Origin of the sequence: Tetragenococcus koreensis, from assembly GCF_003795145.1 — a bacterium.
Lineage (GTDB): Bacteria > Bacillota > Bacilli > Lactobacillales > Enterococcaceae > Tetragenococcus > Tetragenococcus koreensis.
The window spans coordinates 142579-163478 of the sequence record NZ_CP027786.1 but is presented as its reverse complement, the minus strand read 5'-3'; the positions used below and the strand labels follow the sequence as shown (position 1 = coordinate 163478).

Genomic DNA, 20900 nt, shown 5'->3' with positions numbered 1-20900 from the left:
TTTCCATTTATTGTATTACCAATAAAACACTATACAGAGTTTATCACGTACTTACAAAATAAAAAAGAGATTCGTCCAAAAAAATTAGAATGGACTCATCTCTTTCTTTGTTAATCGTCATTTTTCTTATTGTTCATCATACCAAGAGTAGTGGAAGATTCCTTCTTTGTCTACTCGTTCATACGTATGAGCACCAAAGTAATCGCGTTGAGCTTGAATCAGATTAGCAGGTAATTTTTCTGCCCGATAAGAATCAAAATAAGCAATCGCTGAGGAAAGGGCTGGCACAGGAACTCCTGCTTGCACAGCTACAGCAATAACGTCTCGTACAGATTGTTGATATTTTTCCGCAATATCTTTGAAATAATCATCTAATAGCAGATTATCAATTGTCGGGTTCTTATCATAAGCATCTGTGATTTTTTGTAGAAATTGTGCACGAATAATACAGCCAGCGCGCCAAATTTTCGCGATTTCACCAAATGGCAGATCCCATTCATACTCTTTAGAAGCTGCCCGAAGTTGTGCGAATCCTTGCGCATAACTCATAATTTTACTGAAATATAGGGCTTGGCGAATTTTTTCAATCAAATCTTTTTTATCGCCTGTATAAGAATATTCTGGCGTTTTCTTTAACACTTGGCTCGCTTGCACACGTTCTTCTTTGTAAGCTGAAATATAACGAGCAAAAACAGATTCAGTAATCAATGGCAACGGCACACCTAAATCCAATGAGCTTTGACTAGTCCATTTTCCGGTACCTTTATTGCCTGCTGCATCTAAGATCACATCCACAATAGGTTTCCCTGTGCCTTCATCATCTTTACGTGTTAAAACTTCTGCAGTAATATCAATCAAGTAGCTATCCAATTCACCTTGATTCCACTCTGCAAAAATATCAGCCATTTCTTCAACCGATAAACCTAGCACATTTTTCATTAAATCATAGGATTCAGCGATTAATTGCATGTCACCATACTCAATACCGTTATGGACCATTTTCACATAGTGGCCAGCGCCATTCGGGCCAATATACGTCACGCAAGGCGTCCCATCGTCAGCTTTGGCAGCAATCCTTTCTAGGATTGGTGCCACTAAATCATACGCTTCTTTTTGTCCACCTGGCATAATCGAAGGACCCTTTAGTGCGCCTTCTTCGCCGCCAGAAACGCCGGTACCGATGAAATTAATCCCTGAATCGGCCAATTCAGCATTTCTGCGCATGGTATTTTCAAAAAATGTATTCCCACCATCGATTAATACATCGCCTTGGTCTAGGTGAGGCAGAAGCGCTTGAATTGTCGCGTCAGTACCTTTACCAGCTTTGACCATTAAGAGGATGCGACGAGGCTTTTCGATCGCCTGAACAAATTCTTCCACGCTATACGTACCCTTTAAATTTTTATCTGGATGTTCTTGAATCACATCTTCTGTTTTAGAGCCAGTACGATTATATAGCGCGACGGAATATCCGCGGCTTTCAATATTTAAGGCCAAGTTTTTCCCCATCACGGCCATACCGACAACGCCAACTTGTTGTTTTGTCATTTATAGTCCTCCTAAAAATTACTAAAATTGATAAATCAATACCATTATAGCGTAAAAATAATTTCATTCAAAGAAAACTGTAGATTTTTCATTGTTTTCACGTTTGATATTTCATAAGGCGGGTTTAACACATGTTTGTAATTGAACGCAAAAAAGTTATATACCATCAAAAAAAATAACTTATCTCTTTACAAACTAAGAGAGCACCCAAATTTGAAAATACTCAATAAATAAGAAAAAACCTTAGACTTTAGTTCAGCCTAAGGTTTATTTTCATCTTGTATTTAAAATACACTATGCTTCTTCTTTTGCGGTAACATCTTTACCATCATAGTAGCCACAATTTGCACATACGTGGTGGCTTTTTTTCATTTCACCACAATTTGGGCATTCATTTAACCCGTTTGTCATTATTTTATGATGTGTACGGCGTTTTGCTTTTTTTGATTTTGAAGTTTTTCTAGCTGGTACTGCCATTTACTGCACCTCCTTGTAGTGATTTCTGCCTATTCAGGGTTTACTTAAAGTAATCTTACGTTTCATCCTCTTTTAAATCTTCTAAAATTAAGGATAAATCTGCCAGGCGAGGATCAATTGCTTCCTCTTTTTCCGCTTCTTTTTGTTTATTGTACTCATCTTCTGAAATTACAGCCCAGTCTTCACCAGAAGGCATCGTACCGGATTGTTTTTCTTCTTCAGTGAGCACTTGTACAGGAATTTCAAGTAAAATATTATCAGCAACTGAATCACTTAAATCCAGCTGTTGCTTTTCTAGTAGCAAAATTTCTTCAGCTTGAACTGATTCGTCTAACTGTTCATATTGCTCTGGTGTCATAAACACTTCATCTACTGAGAAATTCATCGGTAATACTACAGGTTCAAGTGAACGAGACGATGGTAAAGTGATAGTTGTTGCAACCGTATAGTGTAAAATATAGTCATTCTCTTCTACCACAACCAAACCTTCGACACCCACAGGCGTGAGATCTAAAATTTGTTTGTCTCGATTCATTAATTCGTTTTTAAGGTTAAGTGTCTCATTAAACTGCAGCGGTGTTTCTTGGTATTTTCTTAATTCTGCTAAAGACCATTTCATTTGTTTCACCCCTAAGCAACAAAAGCTATTATACAGACGGAAACTACCTTTGTCAACGGAATTTTCTTGTCACCCTTTTTAATGAAAATTAGATAGCCATCGTTTCTCCGCGATAAACAATCCCGCGTCGAGGATCGATTGTAACTAATTCGCCTTCTTTAATAACATTTAGGGCATCTTGTGCGCCTACAATAACTGGCAAGTCTTGAGCAACACCAACAACTGCCGCATGAGAAGTCAATCCGCCTTCTTCTACTACTAACGCAGCGGCCTTTTCAATTGCTGGCATATATTCTTTATCTGTTGATGGAACAACTAAAACCATACCGTCTTTTGCTTTAGCAACAGCTTCTTCAGCTGTTTTCGCTACTACTGTATTAGCTACTACTGAATGGCCACCCACACCTTGAGCTTCGATTAGTTTTGAACCAATCATTTGGATCTTCATAACATTGGTTGTACCGCGTTCTCCTACCGGCACCCCTGCTGTAATAAGAATCAAATCTCCTTCTTGGGCAAAGCCTAACTCTAAAGTCTTTTTCGTTGCTAATTCAAACATATCATCAGTTGTACTAGGCTTTTCTGTCACTGTTGGATAAACGCCCCAATTTAACATCAAACCACGTTTTGTATGTTCATCAAAAGTTACAGCTAAAATATCAGCATCTGGACGATATTTAGAGATCATTTTGGCAGTGTGACCGGATTCTGTAGCAGCCACAATACATTTAACACCTAAATTTTTAGCTGCACGTGCTACGGAAAGACCAATTGTTTCCGTCACATCTGTTTTGTCGAATTGGTTAATTTGGTAAGAACCAAGACGTAGCATCGATTTTTCTGCCTCTACGTCAATACGTGCCATAGTTGTAACAGCTTCAACCGGATAGCTTCCGTTAGCTGATTCTCCTGAAAGCATCGTTGCATCGGTTCCGTCAAACACTGCATTGGCAACGTCTGAAGCTTCTGCGCGAGTTGGACGTGGATTTTCTTGCATTGATTCTAGCATTTGAGTAGCTGTAATAACTGATTTTCCTGCAGCATTACATTTTTTGATGATATCTTTTTGCACCATTGGAACTAATTCAGAAGGAATTTCAACACCCATATCACCACGAGCAACCATAATACCATCTGAAACTTTCAAGATTTCATCGATGTTGTCGATACCTTCTTGTGATTCAATTTTAGGGAAAATTTGAACGTGAGTCATTCCAGTGTCTTCTAAAATTTCTCGTATATCCAATACATCTTGAGCTTTGCGGACAAAGCTTGCTGCGATATAGTTGATATCATGTTTTAAGCCAAAACGGATATCATCGGCATCTTTATCAGTAATTCCTGGTAAGCTGATGGAAACGCCAGGTGCGTTAACACCTTTACGTGAGCCTAAAATACCTGGGTTTTGAACTTCGGTAACTAGTTCCCGATTGGTGTCATCTTTTTCTAAGATCAACATGTCAATTAAACCATCATCGAATAAAATATGACCTCCTTCATGAACGTCATCATAAAGTCCTTCATAGGTCACAGAGATTTTTTCTTTCGTACCTTCTAGATCTGGATCCATAGCAATACGTACAGCATCGCCAATTTCAAATGGAATTTTACCTGTTTCAGTTGCTTGGGGGGTTGTGCGAATTTCAGCACCTTTTGTATCTAGAAGAATCCCTACATCTATTCCAGTCTTTTCGACAGCTTGACGGACTTTGTCCATTCGGTCTAAATGTTCGTCGTGATCACCGTGAGAAAAGTTGAAACGGAAAACATTCGCACCGGCTTCAATCAATTTTGTGATCGTATCGATCGAATTACTAGCTGGTCCTAACGTACTAACGATTTTTGTTTTTTTCATTAATAACCTACTCCTATTCGTTTATTTAAAATAGCATAACAATTTTGCTCAATTTCCATAAGAAAAATACTAAAATGATAATTCTTGGTTCAAGTCATAAAGTGAAAGATCTGGTTGGTGTTGACCGTTTTCTAACGTATCAACGATATCTGAGGCCACGACTTTATTATCAAGCATACCAACACATAGTCCGCCTTTGCCTTCTTGTAAAAGTTCAACTGCAAAACCACCGAACTTACTAGCTAACACGCGATCTCTGGCACTTGGCGAACCACCACGTGCAACGTGTCCAAGAATGGAAACTCTTGTATGGAAGTCGCCATACTCTTTAAGTTTTTCAGCAAATTCATTACCGCCCATTACGCCTTCAGCTACAACGATTAAGCAATGTTTTTTCCCACGATCGCGTCCTTCTTGAATACGTTTTGCAACCTTATCCATATGAAAGTCATGTTCAGGAATGATAATTTCATCAGCTCCGCCGGCTACACCAGCCCACAAAGCAATATCACCTGCATCGCGTCCCATTACTTCAATGATAAATGTACGGACATGTGAAGTTGCCGTATCACGGATACGGTCTAATGAATCCAATATTGTATTCGTAGCTGTATCAAAGCCGATCGTAAAATCAGTTCCAGGGATATCATTATCAATTGTACCTGGAATCCCCACTGCCGGATAACCGTGTCTGGTTAAAGCAAGCGCTCCGTGGTAAGAACCATCCCCACCGATCACAACGAGTCCTTCAATACCAAACTTATTCAGCTGTTCAATTCCCTTTAATTGTCCTTCTTCTGTCGCAAATTCAGGATAACGTGCTGAGTAAAGAAAAGTCCCGCCGCGTTGAATTTTGTCTCCAACATCAGCAATTTCTAAACGACGAATATCTCCAGCGACCAATCCGGCAAAACCATAATTGATCCCGTAGACTTCCATTCCGTTGTAGATTGCTTTACGTGTAATTGCACGAATCGCCGCATTCATACCAGGAGCATCCCCGCCGCTGGTCAAGATTCCAATGCGCTTCATATTCTACTTCACCTCATCAATAGTATAATTTAGCAAATCCAAGTGATTGCTTTTAAAGCTTTCAATTCGCTTAACATTCTATCATTAATTAAATCAAATGTCTTGGTCAAACCAGAAAAAAACGATATTTATGAAAATATTTAGTGAAAATATTTCAGAAAAATTATTTAAATACGACGTTTTCTTTACCTATAATTTTTTCTAGTGACTGTTGCAACTCATCTGTATACGTCACCCAGTTGTTTTCTGGTAAAAGTCGCGTTTCGCCTGTTTCTTCATAAAAAATGACAATAGGCACATTCCCCGTAGAATTCTTTATCACAGCATACAATTCTGTAAGCAGTGAATTTTGAGCAGCATCTGTTGGTATCTTCAAATACCCCGTTTTATCAGCAATGGTATCTGCCAGTGTTTTCGCTTCTACTACTTGGTTAGCAATAATTTGCAGCTGATCATTATACGTACTGCGCTCCACTTTTCCTTCCACGTAATAAACTTGGCTTTCTGCCAATTGGCTTCTTATTTTTCGGTACAAACGAGGAAACACAGTAATCGAGGTTTCATCTGTCGGGTCATTTCCTTCTAAAAAGGCCATCTGTTCTCCTTTTTTTGTTCGAATTTCACGGATATCTGTTAAATAAATTAATAGATTGACCGTCGTATTTTCAATTAGCTCCGAAATATCAGCCACTTTTTTTCTCTGCTTAATTTTATTAAATTGTTCTACCGGATGGCCCGATAAATAGATTCCTAGATATTCATCCTCTAAATTTAACTTTTCTTCAAAACTAAAATCAGCCAGTGCTTCGTTTTTTAAAGCCATCATATCTAGTAAATCCATGCTACCACCGCTATACAGAACATTTTGGATCTTGCCTTCTAGCTGGGACATCGCTTGTCGGCGATTTTTTTCAAGATCATCAAAGGCCCCAATAGCAATTAGAGGTCGGATATTTTCTTCTTTTAACCATTTGCTATTACGTTGGCCTACACGCGCTAAAAACTGATTTAGTGAAGCGTAAGCGCCATTTTCTTTTCTTTCATCAAGAATATCAAAAATAAAATCACGACGTATTCCTTTAATGCTACCTAAGCCAAAACGAATCTCTTGTAATGAATTTAAGTAAAACGAATATCCGCTTTGATTGATAGACGGATTTAAAATTTTAACCCCTGCGTTTTTAGCATCGCTAAGGTATTCTTTCATTTTTTTGGGATTATGCAAAACTGAACGCAATAATGCTTTAAAAAAAGGTGCAGGATAATGAACTTTTAAATAGCCCATTTGAAAAGCCACAAAAGAATAAGCAAAAGCGTGCGAACGATTAAATCCATAATCAGCAAAACGTTCAATGTAATCATAGACTTGATCCGCTTTTTCTTTCGTAAAACCTTTTTTTTGTGCTCCTTCGATAAAGTACCGCCGTTGTTGGTCTAAAACATTTTTTTTCTTTTTACTGATTGCTCGGCGTAAAATATCTGCCTGTGCCAAGGTAAAACCAGCCATCTGGGAAGCAACTTGCATGATCTGCTCTTGGTAAACCATGACTCCATAAGTGTTTTCCAAAATGGGTTTTAAACTTGCATCTAAATAATCAATTTTTTCTTTGCCGTGTTTTCTTTTAATAAAGGTATCAATGTTTCTCATTGGACCCGGCCGATACAATGCATTGACCGCCGCAATATCTTCGATCGTTTCAGGAACCAACCGACGTAAAACATTTCTGATTCCCGCGGATTCGAATTGAAAAATTCCGGTAGTCTCTCCCTTTTGAAACAAACGTAGGGTCTTTTTATCATCTAGAGGAATGTCTTTTTGTGTAATCGTTTGGTTGGCAACTTTTTGGATGCCTTGTAACGTATCAGCAATGATTGATAAATTGCGCAAACCTAAGAAATCAATTTTTAACAAACCCGTTTCTTCTACGTCATTCATCGTAAATTGAGTCAACCAGATACCTTCAGAGCCTTCTTGTAAAGGGACTAAATCCAACAAATCCTGGTCGCTGATTACCACTCCTGCTGCATGCGTTGATACGTGACGCGGCAGCCCTTCTAATGTTCTAGCAGCTTGAAATAATTGCTTATTGCGCTCATTCATATTAGCTAGTTCACGCAGCGCTTTTGACTGACTATAAGCTTCATCTAAAGTAATTTTCAATTGTTTAGGAATAGCATTAGACCACCGATTTGCTTCGCTTTGTGAAAGGCCAAAAACTCTACAAGTATCACGTAAAACCATTTTGGCAGCCATCGTACCAAATGTAGCAATCTGAGCAGCATGATTTTGTCCATATTTTTCTTTTACATACTGTAAAACTTCGCCTCGTTTGTTATCTGGGATATCTAAATCAATATCAGGCATCGTATTACGCTCAGGATTTAAAAAACGTTCAAACAGCAAATCGTACTTAATCGGATCAACATCTGTAATAGACAAGACATAAGCAGTTAAAGAGCCAGCTGCTGAACCACGTCCTGCGCCAGTTACAATCTTATGCTCATGCAAATAGGCCATCACGTCCCAAACAATTAGGAAATAATCATCAAAACCCATTTTGTGGATAACTGAAAGTTCATAATCTAGCCGTTGTCGATAACGTTGATCAACCTTTTCAATTCTTTCCGGTAATTTCGTTTCACACAAATCTTTTAAATATTGGCTAGCAGTTACTCCCTCTTTTAAAGGATAATGCGGCAATAACTTTTGCTGTAAAGGAATTTCTGCTCGACAGTTAGTTGCAATTAGCTCTGCTTGTTGTAAAGCTTGGGGAGCATTTGTTTCATACCAAGTTTCTCTTTTTTCGGGCGTTTCCAAACTTCTAAAAGGAGTGACTTGTTGCATCTCTTGTTGCAGATTTTCAATTTGTTCGCCCTCTTTAATATGGTGCATAACTTTTACAGAAAAAGCTTCTGCAGGATGAAGTGAGTCGACCAACTGGTACGCAGCGGGTGCTACTTCTTGTTGTTCCATCCATTCAGTCACATCACTTACTAAGGGCTCTTGATAAGGTACTCCGTAAAAAAGTTGTTCTTTGCCAAATACTTTTTGCAAACCAGCTACTCTATCATTAACTTGCTGATCTTCTGCGTCCCGTAATTCTGACAATTCATTTTCAGCTGGTAAGATAGCAAATAAGTCGGTTAAAGAAGCCTCTTTTTCTAATAGAACTTGTGAGCCGCTCATTTTTTGGCTTGATATACGCATCAGTTTTTTATAACCTTGATCATTTTTGGCAAAGAGAAAAATCTCATGTTCCTTTTGTGTTTGTTGGGAATAATATTCAAGCAATAATCCAATAATGGGCTGGATTTGTACTTTTTGGCAAGCTTTAACAAAATCTAAAGCGCCGTAAAGATTGTTTCGATCTGTAATCCCTAAATGATCATAGCCCAATTTTTTTGCTGCTTGAACGTATTGCGGAATTGTGATTGTGCTTTGTAATAAAGAATAAGATGTTAGTGTTGTTAATTGTGAGACGCTCATTTCCATTACTCCCTTAAAAATAGATAGTAGCAAGCGGTAAGTTCAATGGTTTTAACTTTACAAGTTTTTAAATTATGATACACTAAAACCGAATATGCAAGAGTTGAAAGAAGGTGTAGCAATGCGCTACCTTATTACAATCATTTGGTCCTTAATTTTAGGGCAAGTTGTAGGTTTTCTAGGCAGTGCCTTGACCAGTACAGATTACGATTTTACCTTGACATTAATTTGTTCCTTAATTGTCGCTGTAATCGTTATGGCTGTAGGCACAATCGCTTATCCTAATAAAAAACAAACCCATTAATCGATAAAAAAACCCGTTACTGTCTATTGTAACGGGTTTTTTATTCTTTTCAACCAATTCCATTTGATTTTAAACACTTGCAACAGCTTATGAAAAAACAGCTCACTTTTTTAAAGCAGTGCTAAAATAACAAAATTCAAAATAAATAATAAATCAATTACCCATAAGATCGATGAAACTTCTTGTGCTTTCCCTTTAACAATTTTTACAATGGAGTAAAAAATAAATCCAGCTGCGATACCGTATGAAATACTATAGCATAGTCCCATAAAAATTGAAGCAAAAAAAGCAGGTACTGCTTCTTCCAAAGTTGACCAATTAATATCTTTAAAGGAAGAAAGCATCATAATACCGACTAAAACTAACGCTGGAGCTGTTGCTTGTGCAGGAACAATTGAAATTAAAGGAGAGAACAAACTGCTCAAACCAAACATGACAGCCACAGTTACAGAAGTCAAACCTGTTCTTCCGCCAGCGCCAATTCCTGCTGCAGATTCAACGAAAGTCGTCGTATTGGAAGTACCAAAAACAGCTCCAATAGATGTGGCGACCGCATCAGCGAATAAAGCGCGGTCCATTTTTGTATTCATTCCTTTACTATCTTCTAGCGCTACTTCATCTTTTTTGGAAAAAATACCAGTCCGACGACCTGTTCCAATAAATGTACCGATTGTATCAAAAGTATCTGATAAGCTAAAAGCAATAATGGTCATTATCACTTGCGGAATCCTGGCCGAATCACTGAATAGTGACTGCATCCCCTCTTGACCAAAAGCGGCTCCAAAAGTCGTACCTAGTTCATTAATCGACTGGCCCAATGTATTGGTATCCCAATCTAAAGTACTTAAATCCACCACACCCATTAAGATACCAATGATGGTCGTCCCTACAATACCAATTAACACAGCTCCACGGATATTGGCTACCACTAAAATTGTCGTTAAAACTAAACCAATTAGAGCTAAAATCACTGCAGGATTATCAAAATTAACTAAAGCAGGAACAATTCCACCATTAATATCAGCACTAATAACTTCTCCGCCTTCTACTGTTGCACCAATAATCGAATCAGAATCAGCCGAAAACGTTAGTAAATTCGCATTTTTTAACCCGACATAAGCCACAAAAATACCGATACCTCCGCCTATGGCATGTTGCATGCTTTCCGGAATTGCTCGAATAATTAATTTACGAATTTTTGTGATAGTAATGATAATGTTAATCAAACCACAAATAAATACCATTGCTAGTGCTTGTTGCCATGTATAACCTAAGCCAAAAACAACCGTATAAGTAAAAAAGGCATTCAACCCCATACCCGGAGCTTGCGCATAAGGAACATTAGCAAATAACCCCATTACAAGCGTCCCAATTACAGCAGCAATAATTGTTGCTAAAAACACTGCTTGAAATGGCATGCCAGCAGCTGACAATATCGTCGGATTCACAAATAAAATATAGCTCATTGCAAAAAATGTGGTCACCCCGGCCATAATTTCTGTTGAAATATTTGTACCATTCTCTTTTAATTTAAAAAACTTTTCCATCTTCTCTTCCACTCCTCCTATAAATATCAGCTACAACGTAAAATAATGACGCCCATAATTTTTGTCTTTACCTTGAACAACTACTGATTATAGATATCCGCCTACGCTAATTCAATTGTTTCTTAACAAAAACCATTATAAACATTTCAAATATTCGTGTTTAGCGAAAATACACACGTTTGTTTGTCGGTCATTTCTTGTCAAAACACTAATTTGTGGTAAACTTAATAGAAATTCGTTAACGAAGGAGATTTTTATGCCAAAAAAACTAATCGCTCTTGATTTGGATGGCACAACGTTGAATAATACTTCGACGATTACGCCGAAAACAGCGCAAATTATACAAAAAGCTAGAGATAAAGGACATATCGTCAGTATTGCCACAGGACGCCCTTACCGTATGAGTGCACATTATTATCAACAGCTAAATTTAGACTCTCCGATTGTCAATTTTAATGGCGCTTTAGTTCATAAACCACAGCAAAAATGGGCTTATGAAAAAGAGTATTCTATTCAACGAGAAATCGCTTTTGAAATACTTGCGCAAAAAGAAAAACTACATTTAGACTTTGTTGCTGCTGAAAACCGAGAAACATTTTTCATTGATAACCTACAAAACTTTCAAAAGGATTTTTTTGCCACAGATACTGCAACAGATGCCAATTTATTTTCCCAGTTAAAAACCAATCCTACTTCAGTGATGCTTAAAACGAAAAATGAATTTTCCAGTTTTGTAGTAGAAACATTAACAAGACAATTTTCAGATGAGATTGAAGTACGTACTTGGGGCGGACCCAGCGCTATCTTAGAAGTGGTACCAAAAGGCGTACAAAAAGCAATGGCAGTGTCAGTAGTGGCTGAATCGATGCAAATTAACCAAAAAGATATTATCGCATTTGGCGACGAACATAATGACGTCGAACTCCTTGATTATGCTGGCTGGGGCGTCGCGATGAAAAACGCTACGGATCAAGTTAAAAGCGTTGCAAATGATATTACAGCTAAAACCAATGATGAAGATGGTATGGTTGAGTATTTAGAGGAACTGCTAGCTATTTAATTTTAATGACTCAAGTTTCGCACACCAAATTCGGTAGATAAGCCTTGATATAATTGGGCAGCGTATCGATCCAGAGCTGTAGTTGACTTTCAATGAAGTCTTGTAGTTTATGACTCGCTTTTTCACTGACTGCTTGCAAAATGTCCATTAGTTCTAATAAAGCCACCGACCAGTCAAGTTCTTTTATTTGGTCAGCAAGTTCATAAAATAAGCCGCCTAAGGTCCGCTCGTCATTGGCACAGCGTTGTTGCCAACTTAATAAGATGTAGCGCGTGAACACAATGGTGGTATGACAAATCAAGGCTTGATAATTGCGCGTTTGGGTTTCTTGTGACAAATGAAGGAGAGATTTGGAAACTTTAAAGAACGTTTCTATGTCCCAGCGAACCGAGTACGTCTTCACGATTTCTTGGGATGACAAAGTCAGGTCATCTGTCATAAGGGCTAACCAAGCACTTTGGTTATTCCGATTTTTGACAAAAACGATTTTGACGGGGTTCTTCCCGCTGCTTGGCTGAACAATAATAGAGGAAATGATGGCTTCTTGACAGTATTCCTTTATTGACTTTTGGTAGAGTTCGCTTAATTTATATAAACGTCTTTGATAAAAATATTGGGTTTTGCCATTTTTTGCCATACCTAGGGTATGGATGCCTAAATCATGCAAACGATCGATCATTTTAGGAGAGGTAAACCATTTATCCATTAACACATGACTGGCGTAAACGCCTTGATCAAGGGCTCTTTGCACCATCTCAATGGCCACATCAGGCATAGATCGTTGGGCTTCTTTGAAGCGTTTTGCCCCACTCGTTCTTTGATCACTTTCCGCTTGTTTTTGATTGACTTGGTTTTTGCCTGAAAGCAATCCAAAATCAATAGGAATAAAAGAGTACCCATCAGAAAAGCCTAAAGTTAGCATGCGATAGCCTTTATAACCTTTTTGTAAAGCATGATCCCAAAGGCGCGCCAAACCAGGCACTTTCTGACTTCGATTTCGATAGAACGTTGAGTCATCCAAAACAAGCGTACGTAGATGGGTACTTGGATCTGTTAATCGATGGATCTTTTCGATCACAGAAGCACTAAAACGAAGCAGAAAGCTACGCCAATTATTGTGCGGATCGTTCATCAAACGGTAAACGGTATCTTTCTTCATATATTGATCTGCTTCACGTCCGCTGAGGACTTGGTTCAAGGTCTTGCCCTTAAACACTAAACTGAAAAGAAAAGTAAAAATAATGGCGGGAGAATAGCCTTTTTGCTTACAAATAGAGGTTTGTCGTAAAAATTTCAGGACGTTCAGTTCAGAAAAAATTGCGTTCATTTCATTTGGTAATTGATTTTTGATGTTTTTTAAGTGTATCATAAGAGCAAGAACTCCTTGTTTTTAGATTTGTCGTTAAATCCATTATAAAACAAAAGGAGTTCTTTTTGTATCCTTTGAACAAAAGTCAAGCGAACCATTATTTTACTATCAGCGTTGTTCTATCAAAGGGACATCATCATTTTGGGTATGCGAAACTTGAGTTTAATGAGAAACAACGATTTAATACCAGAATCCATTATTAATAGGTAAAAAATGATTCTGGTATCTCTTTTTTATCATGTCTTTTTAGAAGACTAGCACTCTATGGTAAGACAATAGTTATAAGATTTTTTTCGCTGAAGTTTTTCCAGAAAATAAAAAATAACCCTTGCATTTCTACAAAAAAATGAGAAAATATTATTTGCGGAGAGTTGGCAGAGCGGTAATGCACTGGACTCGAAATCCAGCGAGCCGTATAAAAGCGGTGCACGGGTTCAAATCCCGTACTCTCCTTTATATACTTTTAGTAGATGTCAAAATGGTTGATTACTCAATCTTTTTGGCATCTTTTTATTTTAGTAATTTGAAAGCAACCCGGGTCAACTTTAAAAGAATATGATTTATGCCGATCTGAAAATGATCTATTTTAGCAAGCGTGGTCTCTTCAAATTTACATACAAGAAACTTAGCTACTACTAAATAAAGCGCCTTCATCTAGTTCTAGCTAAGTTAGTATTGAGTTCATAAATTTTTTTACTTCTTTTCTTCATTTAAGCTGTTATCTTCATAATTACTTTCTAAAACGGCATTTACACTTTGCTCAATAATCGCAATTATTTGTTGACGTGTTGGGATAATCACTTTTGATATCATTAATGTCGCCAATCCAGTAATAGGGATCCAAGTTCCATGAAAAAGAGCTTCGATATATCCTTCCGTTAGATCTTTGTATTCCTCTTGCTGCAAAATTGTTTCTTTAAAAAATTGGTAGGAAAGATCATACATCGTTCTACCTCCACCCTTTTCATCGAGGTACATTGCCATAAATAAACGCGGATTATTTTGTGCAAAGTCAATATAATTAATACTGATATCGATCAATTTGTCCCCTGTGTGTTCAACGCTGAATACTTTTGTGGTCAAATCATCAAATATCGTTTTAATCAAAGACTGTTTCAAATCTTCCATATTCTCAAATTCTAAATAGATTGGCTGAGTAGACACTCCCATTTGAGCCGCAACGTTTCGCGCCGTAAAATTACTAAAACCATCTTTTTCGATCAATTCATAAGCAGCTTTTAAAATATGTTCTCTTGTGTATACCTTATGTCGCATACCATAACCTCCTCACTTTTTTAATATAACTACATATTGTTATTTTAACCGAGAATTACAAAATTTTAAAGGATTTTCTACTTGTTTTATAAAAACAGCTGTTTGTTTTTAAATAACCGTTTATTACAGTTATATACATTTTTTGTTTACACTCAATACCTCTTGTTCTCGTTGAATCTTAAAATAAATATAAAAGTACTTCGGTTAAGTTCAGTTATTAAAAAAACTTTCTTGTCAGTCCTATAACAAACAGATAGAATGATGGAAGGATTAACATAGTTACTACGTAAGGAGATATATTATGGAAAAAGCAGATGGCTTGCTAATAGACACATGTTTATTAGCTGGTAGAATTATGATGGAAAGTGGTTCTGAAGTGTATCGTGTAGAAGATACGATGAACCGTATTGCTGTAAATGCCAACGAACCAAATAGTAACAGCTATGTAACTGCTACAGGCATTTTTATGGGATTAAAAAGTAGTCATTATACCCAAATTGAAAATGTGGGGGAACGAATGATTAACTTAGAAAAAGTTGAAGCTGTTAATCAATTATCTAGAGAGTTTGCTGAAAAAAAAGTAGCCTTAACGACTCTTTACAAAGAATTGAAAAGAATAGATAAAGACACCCCTGAATTTCCGATGATGGTTCAACTTTTCAGTGCTGCATTTTTAAGCGCGTTTTTAATGCTTTTATTTGGCGGCAGCTGGATGAACTTTATTCCTACTTTTCTCATTGGGGGAATTGGCTTTCTCGTAAAAAGTAGTGTAAAACGAAATTTTGAATTACGTTTTTTCGATACTTTCTTGACCTCATTTGTCATTGGTACCTTGGCTTTCTTTTTTACTAAAACCAGCCTTGCAGTTAGTTTCGACTTCATGTGTATCGGCGCCGTTATGCCTTTAGTGCCTGGTGTAGCAATTACAACTTCTTTACGTGACATTTTAGCTGGACACTTAGTCAGCGGGCTCGTTCGTGGGACAGAAGCGATTATCGTAGCTACCTCGATTGCCCTTGGAATTGCATGTGTTCTTTTTATTTTTGGAGGTTTATTACCATGACATTTATTCTACAGTTTTCTCTTAGTTTTCTTAGCAGTGCAGCTTTTGGCATCATAGCAAATATCCCCCGACGTGCACTTTGGACCAGTGGTTTTACTGGAGCTATCGGCTGGATTATTTATTTTTATTTAAGACAATCTTTCAACAGTATCGCTCTTTCTAATTTTGCTGCGGCCTTTATTATCGGTTGTCTAAGTATCTTTTTTTCCAAAAAGCAAAAAATGCCAATGATTATTTTTTATATTCCTAGTTTAGTTCCCTTAGTACCTGGTGGTCCTTCTTATGAAGCTGTGCGCGCCTTTGTTTTAGGAGATTCTAACGTTGGTTCCGAAAAGCTAATGTTTGTAGTAACCACGGCAATAAGTATCGTTGGCGGCTTATTAATGACTAGTTTAGTTGAACAAATAATTAATAAGCGAATTCGTGCAAGAAAAAATTAATAAAAATATATTAACTAAATGAAAATCAGCCCTTAGTTGCATGCTTTTTTTATGATTTTGTTTATAATTATAAGTAAAGTGATAGAAATTAGAGGTGTTCTCCATTGAGTATTACAACATCAAAAAGATTAATCAATTTGATTTCTTTATGTGGCTTTTTTGGTTTGATTTCTTTATCTATTTATTTTTACCGTCTGGGGATTTTTGCTGACATACAAGCGCTCCAAGAATTTGTCGGACAAGCAGCTCTTTTAGGACCGATGTTGTTTATTTTGATTCAAATTCTGCAAGTTGTTGTTCCGATACTTCCAGGCGGTATTTCATTAGCTGCGGGAGTCTTGCTCTTTGGCCCATTCAGAGGTTTTATTTACAATTACTTAGGAATTTGTATTGGCTCTGTAATACTCTTTTGGTTAGGCCGTCAATATGGAAAACCGCTTGTTTTACGGTTAATAAATGAAAAGACTTACAACAAATATATTCATTGGCTAGATAACCAAAAACGTTTCGATCGTCTTTTTGCTTTAGCTATATTTTTACCTATTGCTCCTGACGACGCTTTATGTTTAATGGCAAGTTTAACTGGAATTTCTTTTAAAAAATTTACTTGGATTATTTTATTAGCTAAACCTGCTTCTGTCTTTTTATATAGTTTAGCTTTACTATATGGCAGTGAGTATTTAGTCCAATTTTTGTTATGAAATGCTTAAGAACTATTCGTGCATATGCTTAAAATTTGGGTTTTTATTTAGCGTGTGCTATATTATAAAAGGCGGCTGTTATTAAATAAAATTAAAGGAGGGATGTATATGACATTTAAAAAAGAAAATTTAGATTATCGGATTGCTTTTGATACAAGCACTAATCAATTTATGGCTATCGATTCAAAAAATGAACAACATGTAGCTTATGGTGTAACCATTGAACACGCGATAAAAAATTTAAGCACTGAAAAAGCCAACGTTTAGAAAGGACTTCCAGTATGAATCCGATTGTTTCCGCTTGTTGAAACTGTTAGTAGTAATTGCTCGTTTTTACTGCTGACAGTTTTTTTGTATGCAAAAAAAGAAGCACTCAATTTGAGTGCTTCCCTTATCTCACTATCACGTTTTCTATCACGTTTTTAGTTTTAAAGCAAACATGTTTCTATCACGTTTTTGCGTTTAACGTGCTACAAACGTTGTTTTATAAACGATCGTTCAATTCTTTAGCCAAGTCTTCAAAGCCTGGTTTACCTAATAAAGCAAACATATTTTTCTTATAAGCTTCAACACCTGGTTGGTCGAATGGGTTAACACCATTCAAGTAACCCGAAATTCCTACAGCAATTTCAAAGAAATACATAACATAACCTAACGTATATTCATCCATAGCTGGAATTTTTACTAGCAAGTTAGGAACGTTTCCATCGGTATGTGCTAATAGAGTTCCTTCAAATGCTTTAGTATTAACAAAGTCGATTTCTTTTCCTTGCAAATAACCTAGACCATCTAGATCGGAATCTTGCGTTGGAATAGTTACACTTTTTCGTGGTTTTTCTACTTTCACAACTGTTTCAAACACATTGCGAGTTCCATCTTGAATGGTTTGTCCAACTGAATGAAGGTCTGTTGAGAAATTGGCGCTTGATGGGTAGATTCCTTTTTGGTCTTTTCCTTCAGATTCGCCATATAGTTGTTTCCACCATTCAGAGAAATATTGCATTCCTGGTTCATAATTAACCAAAATTTCGATAGCTTTATCTTTACGGTGCAAAATGTTACGCAAAGCAGCATATTGATAAGCTTCATTTTTCTTCAAATCAGGGTCTGCGTATTCTTTACGAGCATCAGCAGCGCCTTGCATTAAGGCATCTATATCTGCCCCGCTAACAGCGATAGGTAGTAAACCAACTGGTGTTAATACTGTAAAACGGCCACCAACATCATCTGGAATCACAAAACTTTCCCAGCCTTGAGCATCAACTTCTTCTTTTACTGCACCTTTTTGACGGTCAGTCGTAGCATAAATTCGTTTGTTGGCTTCTTCTTCGCCGTATTTATTAATCAATAATTCTTTAAATACACGAAAAGCAATCGCTGGTTCCGTAGTTGTCCCTGATTTTGAGATAACGTTTACTGAAAAATCACGGTCACCAATCATTTCAATCAAATCTGCTAAATAAGTTGAAGAGATAGAGTTACCAGCAAAAACGACTTGCGGTGTTTTTCTTTGTTCTTTTGGTAACGTATTATAAAATGAATTTTGTAAAAATTCGATGGCTGCACGTGCGCCTAAATAAGAACCGCCAATACCAATGACAACTAAAACGTCAGAATCTGATTGAATTTTTTGAGCGGCTTTTTTGATCCGAGAAAACTCTTCTTTATCATAGTTTTCTGGCAAATCAATCCACCCTAAAAAATCATTACCTGCGCCTGTTCCGTTTCTTAATGCTGTATCTGCTGCGGTAACTTGATTTTGCATATAGTCAAGTTCATGTTCGCTAACAAAAGGTGTTACTTTTGAATAATCAAATGAAATATGTCCCATGTTGCCTCCTCCTTAAAAAAAGTAAAGTAGTAACTTACATTACTACTTTACTTTTTTTATTGGCTTTTTTCAAGTAAATATTTGATCAGACAAGCCCTTGCTCAGTCATCGCCTTAGCGACTTTATCAAAGCCTGCAATATTAGCGCCTAGCATAAAATTATTTTCTGCGCCATATTCCCGGGCAGCATCACGGGTGCTTTCATAGATGTTTTTCATAATGGTATTTAATTGACTATCAACATCTTCTTTTTCCCACTGCAGACGTTGTGAGTTTTGGCTCATTTCCAAAGCTGAAACTGCAACACCACCGGCATTCGCTGCTTTTCCGGGGCAATAAGCGACACCTTTGTCAATGAAATATTCTGCGGCATCTAACGAACAAGGCATGTTGGCACCTTCTGCCACAACTTTTGTCCCATTTTCTACCATAATTTGTGCCTTTTCTTTATCAATTTCATTTTGTGTAGCACATGGGAAAGCTAAGTCATAAGTTGCTTTTAAGTCCCACACGGTATCATCTTTATGGTATTCAGCTTGTGGTCGTTTTTGTGCATATGCCGTTAAGCGATCACGATCAACTTCTTTCACTTGTTTTAATAAAGCTAAATCAATGCCTTCTTCATCATAGATATAGCCATTAGAATCTGAACAAGTGACTACTTTAGCGCCTAATTCTTGTAATTTCTCAATCGCATAAATTGCCACATTCCCACTTCCAGAAACAGCGACAGTTTTTCCTGTAAGATTTTCATTTTTATCAGCTAGTAAATGTTTAACAAAATAAACAGCGCCATATCCAGTAGCCTCAGTACGTCCTTTACTACCCCAAAAATCTAGCGGTTTACCTGTTAAGACACCTGCATCATATTGTTTTAAACGTTTATACATGCCATATAAGTAACCAATTTCGCGAGCGCCCACCCCAATATCACCCGCTGGAATATCTAAACTAGGTCCAATATATTTGGATAACTCAGTCATAAAGCTTTGGCAAAAGCGCATAATTTCTGCGTCCGATTTTCCTTTAGGATCAAAGTCGCTGCCACCTTTACCTCCGCCAATAGGAAGTCCAGTTAAACTATTTTTAAAAATTTGTTCAAAAGCTAAAAATTTCAAGATACTTAAGTTTACACTAGGGTGAAAGCGTAGTCCGCCTTTATAAGGCCCTAATGCAGAATTAAATTGGATTCGATAACCGCGGTTCACACACCAGTTTCCTTTGTCGTCTTGCCAAGGAACACGAAATTGTAAGATACGTTCAGGTTCAGTCAATATCGATAACAAATGATTCTCTTCATATTCAGGATTTTTTTCTAGAAAAGGTTCTACAGTAGATAAAAATTCATCCACTGCTTGCAGAAATTCGGTTTGATGCGGATCTTTGTTATGAATTGCTTCCTGCACTGCTTTAATTGAATCATGTGTTTTTGTCATAAAAAATACCTCCTCGTATTTCTTGTTATTTTAGCAGAAATAAAAAGCATATGCATTATATTTTTGTAATTTTCAAACAATTTTCTTGAAATTGACCCTATCACTAAGCGAATTACCTTTTGTTAGAAACCGCGTTCAAGGTTGTTTTCATAGCTTTTTCAGTTCTTTGCTGTAAAAAGTATAAAAAAATTTAAAGCGATAGGATCAATATATCAGAGTTTTGTTCATTTTTTCAGCTAAACGCATTACTTTAACAAATTTATTGTTAAAAAAATAATGTTATCAGTAAAAACTGACAACACTATTATATGAGAGCATTAACCACCGAATAGGTCATAAGTTTGAAATTGAACGTCATACTTCTTAAACTGTTATATCAGCAAATGTTCCATCAACAAGATTAGCTAAATCTTCTGGGGCTAATTCGATTTGCAGTCCCCGTTTTCCTGCTGAAACTAAAATCGAAGAAAAGTCCTGAGCTGATGTATCGATGTACGTTGGAAATTGTTTTTTCATTCCAATGGGTGAACAGCCACCTCTAATATAACCAGTTGTCTTTTCTAAATCTTTTAAATGAAGCATTTCAACCTTTTTATTCTGGCTTATTTTTGCGATCTTTTTTAAATCTAACTCTTGATTGCCTGGAACCACAGCCACGAGTGCCCCCGTTTTATTTCCTACCGCTACTAAAGTTTTAAAGATTTGTGCGATATTCTGGTTAAGTTCGTTGGCTACATGTTCAGCACTCAGTTGGTCTTCGCCCCACGAATATTCATATTCTTTATAAGAAATGTCATGTTGTTCAACTAGACGAACAGCGTTCGTTTTTTCTTTTTTCTTCTTACTCAATTGCTCGC

At 36.9% G+C, this 20900-nt stretch carries 18 protein-coding genes and 1 tRNA gene; 7 read left to right on the top strand and 12 right to left on the bottom strand.

Going from position 1 to position 20900, the window contains the following annotated elements:
- Window positions 1-126: 126 nt before the first annotated feature.
- The 6 genes from gndA to dnaE form a co-directional block, all read right to left on the bottom strand.
- Window positions 127-1548: an NADP-dependent phosphogluconate dehydrogenase gene (gndA, locus tag C7K43_RS00840; RefSeq protein WP_124005115.1), complete on the bottom strand. Its 1422-nt coding sequence runs from the start codon at window positions 1546-1548 to the stop codon at window positions 127-129.
- Window positions 1549-1842: 294 nt separating this feature from the next.
- On the bottom strand, window positions 1843-2025 hold the full coding sequence (gene rpmF, locus C7K43_RS00835; protein WP_124005114.1) for a 50S ribosomal protein L32: 183 nt from the start codon (window positions 2023-2025) through the stop codon (window positions 1843-1845).
- Between the two features lie 55 nt (window positions 2026-2080).
- Window positions 2081-2644 (bottom strand): DUF177 domain-containing protein, encoded by a 564-nt coding sequence (locus C7K43_RS00830; protein WP_124005113.1) that lies wholly within the window; start codon window positions 2642-2644, stop codon window positions 2081-2083.
- A gap of 88 nt (window positions 2645-2732) precedes the next feature.
- Window positions 2733-4499, bottom strand: coding sequence for a pyruvate kinase (pyk, locus tag C7K43_RS00825; RefSeq protein ID WP_124005112.1), 1767 nt, complete (start codon window positions 4497-4499; stop codon window positions 2733-2735).
- Window positions 4500-4568: 69 nt separating this feature from the next.
- Entirely contained in the window at window positions 4569-5531 is a 963-nt protein-coding gene (gene pfkA, locus C7K43_RS00820; RefSeq protein ID WP_124005111.1) for a 6-phosphofructokinase, read from the bottom strand.
- 163 nt (window positions 5532-5694) lie between these two features.
- Entirely contained in the window at window positions 5695-9018 is a 3324-nt protein-coding gene (dnaE, locus tag C7K43_RS00815; RefSeq protein ID WP_168711979.1) for a DNA polymerase III subunit alpha, read from the bottom strand.
- Window positions 9019-9139: 121 nt separating this feature from the next.
- Here dnaE and C7K43_RS00810 point away from each other — a divergent pair, with 121 nt between their 5' ends.
- Window positions 9140-9322, top strand: a complete 183-nt coding sequence (locus C7K43_RS00810; protein WP_124005109.1) for a YjzD family protein — start codon at window positions 9140-9142, stop codon at window positions 9320-9322.
- A 110-nt stretch (window positions 9323-9432) separates the two neighbouring features.
- Here C7K43_RS00810 and C7K43_RS00805 read toward each other — a convergent pair whose 3' ends face one another.
- On the bottom strand, window positions 9433-10869 hold the full coding sequence (locus C7K43_RS00805; protein ID WP_124005108.1) for an NCS2 family permease: 1437 nt from the start codon (window positions 10867-10869) through the stop codon (window positions 9433-9435).
- 256 nt (window positions 10870-11125) lie between these two features.
- On the opposite strand from C7K43_RS00805, the gene C7K43_RS00800 reads away from it, so the two are divergent.
- The gene (locus tag C7K43_RS00800; RefSeq protein WP_124005107.1) at window positions 11126-11929 is read left to right on the top strand and encodes a Cof-type HAD-IIB family hydrolase; all 804 of its coding nucleotides are present in this window, start codon (window positions 11126-11128) and stop codon (window positions 11927-11929) included.
- Between the two features lie 10 nt (window positions 11930-11939).
- On the opposite strand, the gene C7K43_RS00795 is transcribed toward C7K43_RS00800, so the two are convergent.
- Window positions 11940-13298, bottom strand: a complete 1359-nt coding sequence (locus C7K43_RS00795; protein WP_124005106.1) for an IS4 family transposase — start codon at window positions 13296-13298, stop codon at window positions 11940-11942.
- A 365-nt stretch (window positions 13299-13663) separates the two neighbouring features.
- Between C7K43_RS00795 and C7K43_RS00790 the strand changes: the two genes are divergently transcribed.
- Window positions 13664-13751, top strand: a tRNA-Ser gene (locus C7K43_RS00790).
- A gap of 240 nt (window positions 13752-13991) precedes the next feature.
- On the opposite strand, the gene C7K43_RS00785 is transcribed toward C7K43_RS00790, so the two are convergent.
- The gene (locus C7K43_RS00785) at window positions 13992-14573 is read right to left on the bottom strand and encodes a TetR/AcrR family transcriptional regulator (RefSeq protein ID WP_124005105.1); all 582 of its coding nucleotides are present in this window, start codon (window positions 14571-14573) and stop codon (window positions 13992-13994) included.
- 301 nt (window positions 14574-14874) lie between these two features.
- Here C7K43_RS00785 and C7K43_RS00780 point away from each other — a divergent pair, with 301 nt between their 5' ends.
- The 4 genes from C7K43_RS00780 to C7K43_RS13240 all read left to right on the top strand — a co-directional run bounded on the left by C7K43_RS00780 (window position 14875) and on the right by C7K43_RS13240 (window position 17044).
- Complete coding sequence (locus C7K43_RS00780; protein ID WP_124005104.1) at window positions 14875-15636, top strand: threonine/serine exporter family protein; 762 nt, start codon at window positions 14875-14877, stop codon at window positions 15634-15636.
- Window positions 15633-16076, top strand: coding sequence for a threonine/serine exporter family protein (locus C7K43_RS00775; RefSeq protein ID WP_124005103.1), 444 nt, complete (start codon window positions 15633-15635; stop codon window positions 16074-16076). Before C7K43_RS00780 ends, C7K43_RS00775 begins: the two co-directional genes overlap by 4 nt.
- Window positions 16077-16180: 104 nt before the next feature.
- A complete protein-coding gene (locus tag C7K43_RS00770) occupies window positions 16181-16777 on the top strand; it encodes a TVP38/TMEM64 family protein (protein WP_124005102.1) in 597 nt (198 codons plus the stop codon).
- A 108-nt stretch (window positions 16778-16885) separates the two neighbouring features.
- Window positions 16886-17044, top strand: a complete 159-nt coding sequence (locus C7K43_RS13240) for a hypothetical protein (protein WP_168711978.1) — start codon at window positions 16886-16888, stop codon at window positions 17042-17044.
- 217 nt (window positions 17045-17261) lie between these two features.
- Here C7K43_RS13240 and C7K43_RS00765 read toward each other — a convergent pair whose 3' ends face one another.
- The 3 genes from C7K43_RS00765 to ybaK form a co-directional block, all read right to left on the bottom strand.
- The gene (locus C7K43_RS00765; RefSeq protein WP_124005101.1) at window positions 17262-18608 is read right to left on the bottom strand and encodes a glucose-6-phosphate isomerase; all 1347 of its coding nucleotides are present in this window, start codon (window positions 18606-18608) and stop codon (window positions 17262-17264) included.
- Between the two features lie 85 nt (window positions 18609-18693).
- Window positions 18694-20043, bottom strand: coding sequence for an NADP-specific glutamate dehydrogenase (gene gdhA, locus C7K43_RS00760; protein ID WP_124005100.1), 1350 nt, complete (start codon window positions 20041-20043; stop codon window positions 18694-18696).
- A 363-nt stretch (window positions 20044-20406) separates the two neighbouring features.
- Window positions 20407-20892 carry a Cys-tRNA(Pro) deacylase gene (gene ybaK, locus C7K43_RS00755; RefSeq protein ID WP_124005099.1) on the bottom strand — a complete coding sequence of 162 codons (486 nt, stop codon included), beginning with the start codon at window positions 20890-20892 and terminating at the stop codon, window positions 20407-20409.
- Between the last annotated feature and the right edge of the window lie 8 nt (window positions 20893-20900).

Bases quoted from the DNA above. Each gene is read 5' to 3' on its own strand.
- gndA (WP_124005115.1), bottom strand. From the start codon at position 1,548: ATGACAAAACAACAAGTTGGCGTTGTCGGTATGGCCGTGATGGGGAAA.
- rpmF (WP_124005114.1), bottom strand. From the start codon at position 2,025: ATGGCAGTACCAGCTAGAAAAACTTCAAAATCAAAAAAAGCAAAACGC.
- C7K43_RS00830 (WP_124005113.1), bottom strand. From the start codon at position 2,644: ATGAAATGGTCTTTAGCAGAATTAAGAAAATACCAAGAAACACCGCTG.
- pyk (WP_124005112.1), bottom strand. From the start codon at position 4,499: ATGAAAAAAACAAAAATCGTTAGTACGTTAGGACCAGCTAGTAATTCG.
- pfkA (WP_124005111.1), bottom strand. From the start codon at position 5,531: ATGAAGCGCATTGGAATCTTGACCAGCGGCGGGGATGCTCCTGGTATG.
- dnaE (WP_168711979.1), bottom strand. From the start codon at position 9,018: ATGAGCGTCTCACAATTAACAACACTAACATCTTATTCTTTATTACAA.
- C7K43_RS00810 (WP_124005109.1), top strand. From the start codon at position 9,140: ATGCGCTACCTTATTACAATCATTTGGTCCTTAATTTTAGGGCAAGTT.
- C7K43_RS00805 (WP_124005108.1), bottom strand. From the start codon at position 10,869: ATGGAAAAGTTTTTTAAATTAAAAGAGAATGGTACAAATATTTCAACA.
- C7K43_RS00800 (WP_124005107.1), top strand. From the start codon at position 11,126: ATGCCAAAAAAACTAATCGCTCTTGATTTGGATGGCACAACGTTGAAT.
- C7K43_RS00795 (WP_124005106.1), bottom strand. From the start codon at position 13,298: ATGATACACTTAAAAAACATCAAAAATCAATTACCAAATGAAATGAAC.
- C7K43_RS00785 (WP_124005105.1), bottom strand. From the start codon at position 14,573: ATGCGACATAAGGTATACACAAGAGAACATATTTTAAAAGCTGCTTAT.
- C7K43_RS00780 (WP_124005104.1), top strand. From the start codon at position 14,875: ATGGAAAAAGCAGATGGCTTGCTAATAGACACATGTTTATTAGCTGGT.
- C7K43_RS00775 (WP_124005103.1), top strand. From the start codon at position 15,633: ATGACATTTATTCTACAGTTTTCTCTTAGTTTTCTTAGCAGTGCAGCT.
- C7K43_RS13240 (WP_168711978.1), top strand. From the start codon at position 16,886: ATGACATTTAAAAAAGAAAATTTAGATTATCGGATTGCTTTTGATACA.
- C7K43_RS00765 (WP_124005101.1), bottom strand. From the start codon at position 18,608: ATGGGACATATTTCATTTGATTATTCAAAAGTAACACCTTTTGTTAGC.
- gdhA (WP_124005100.1), bottom strand. From the start codon at position 20,043: ATGACAAAAACACATGATTCAATTAAAGCAGTGCAGGAAGCAATTCAT.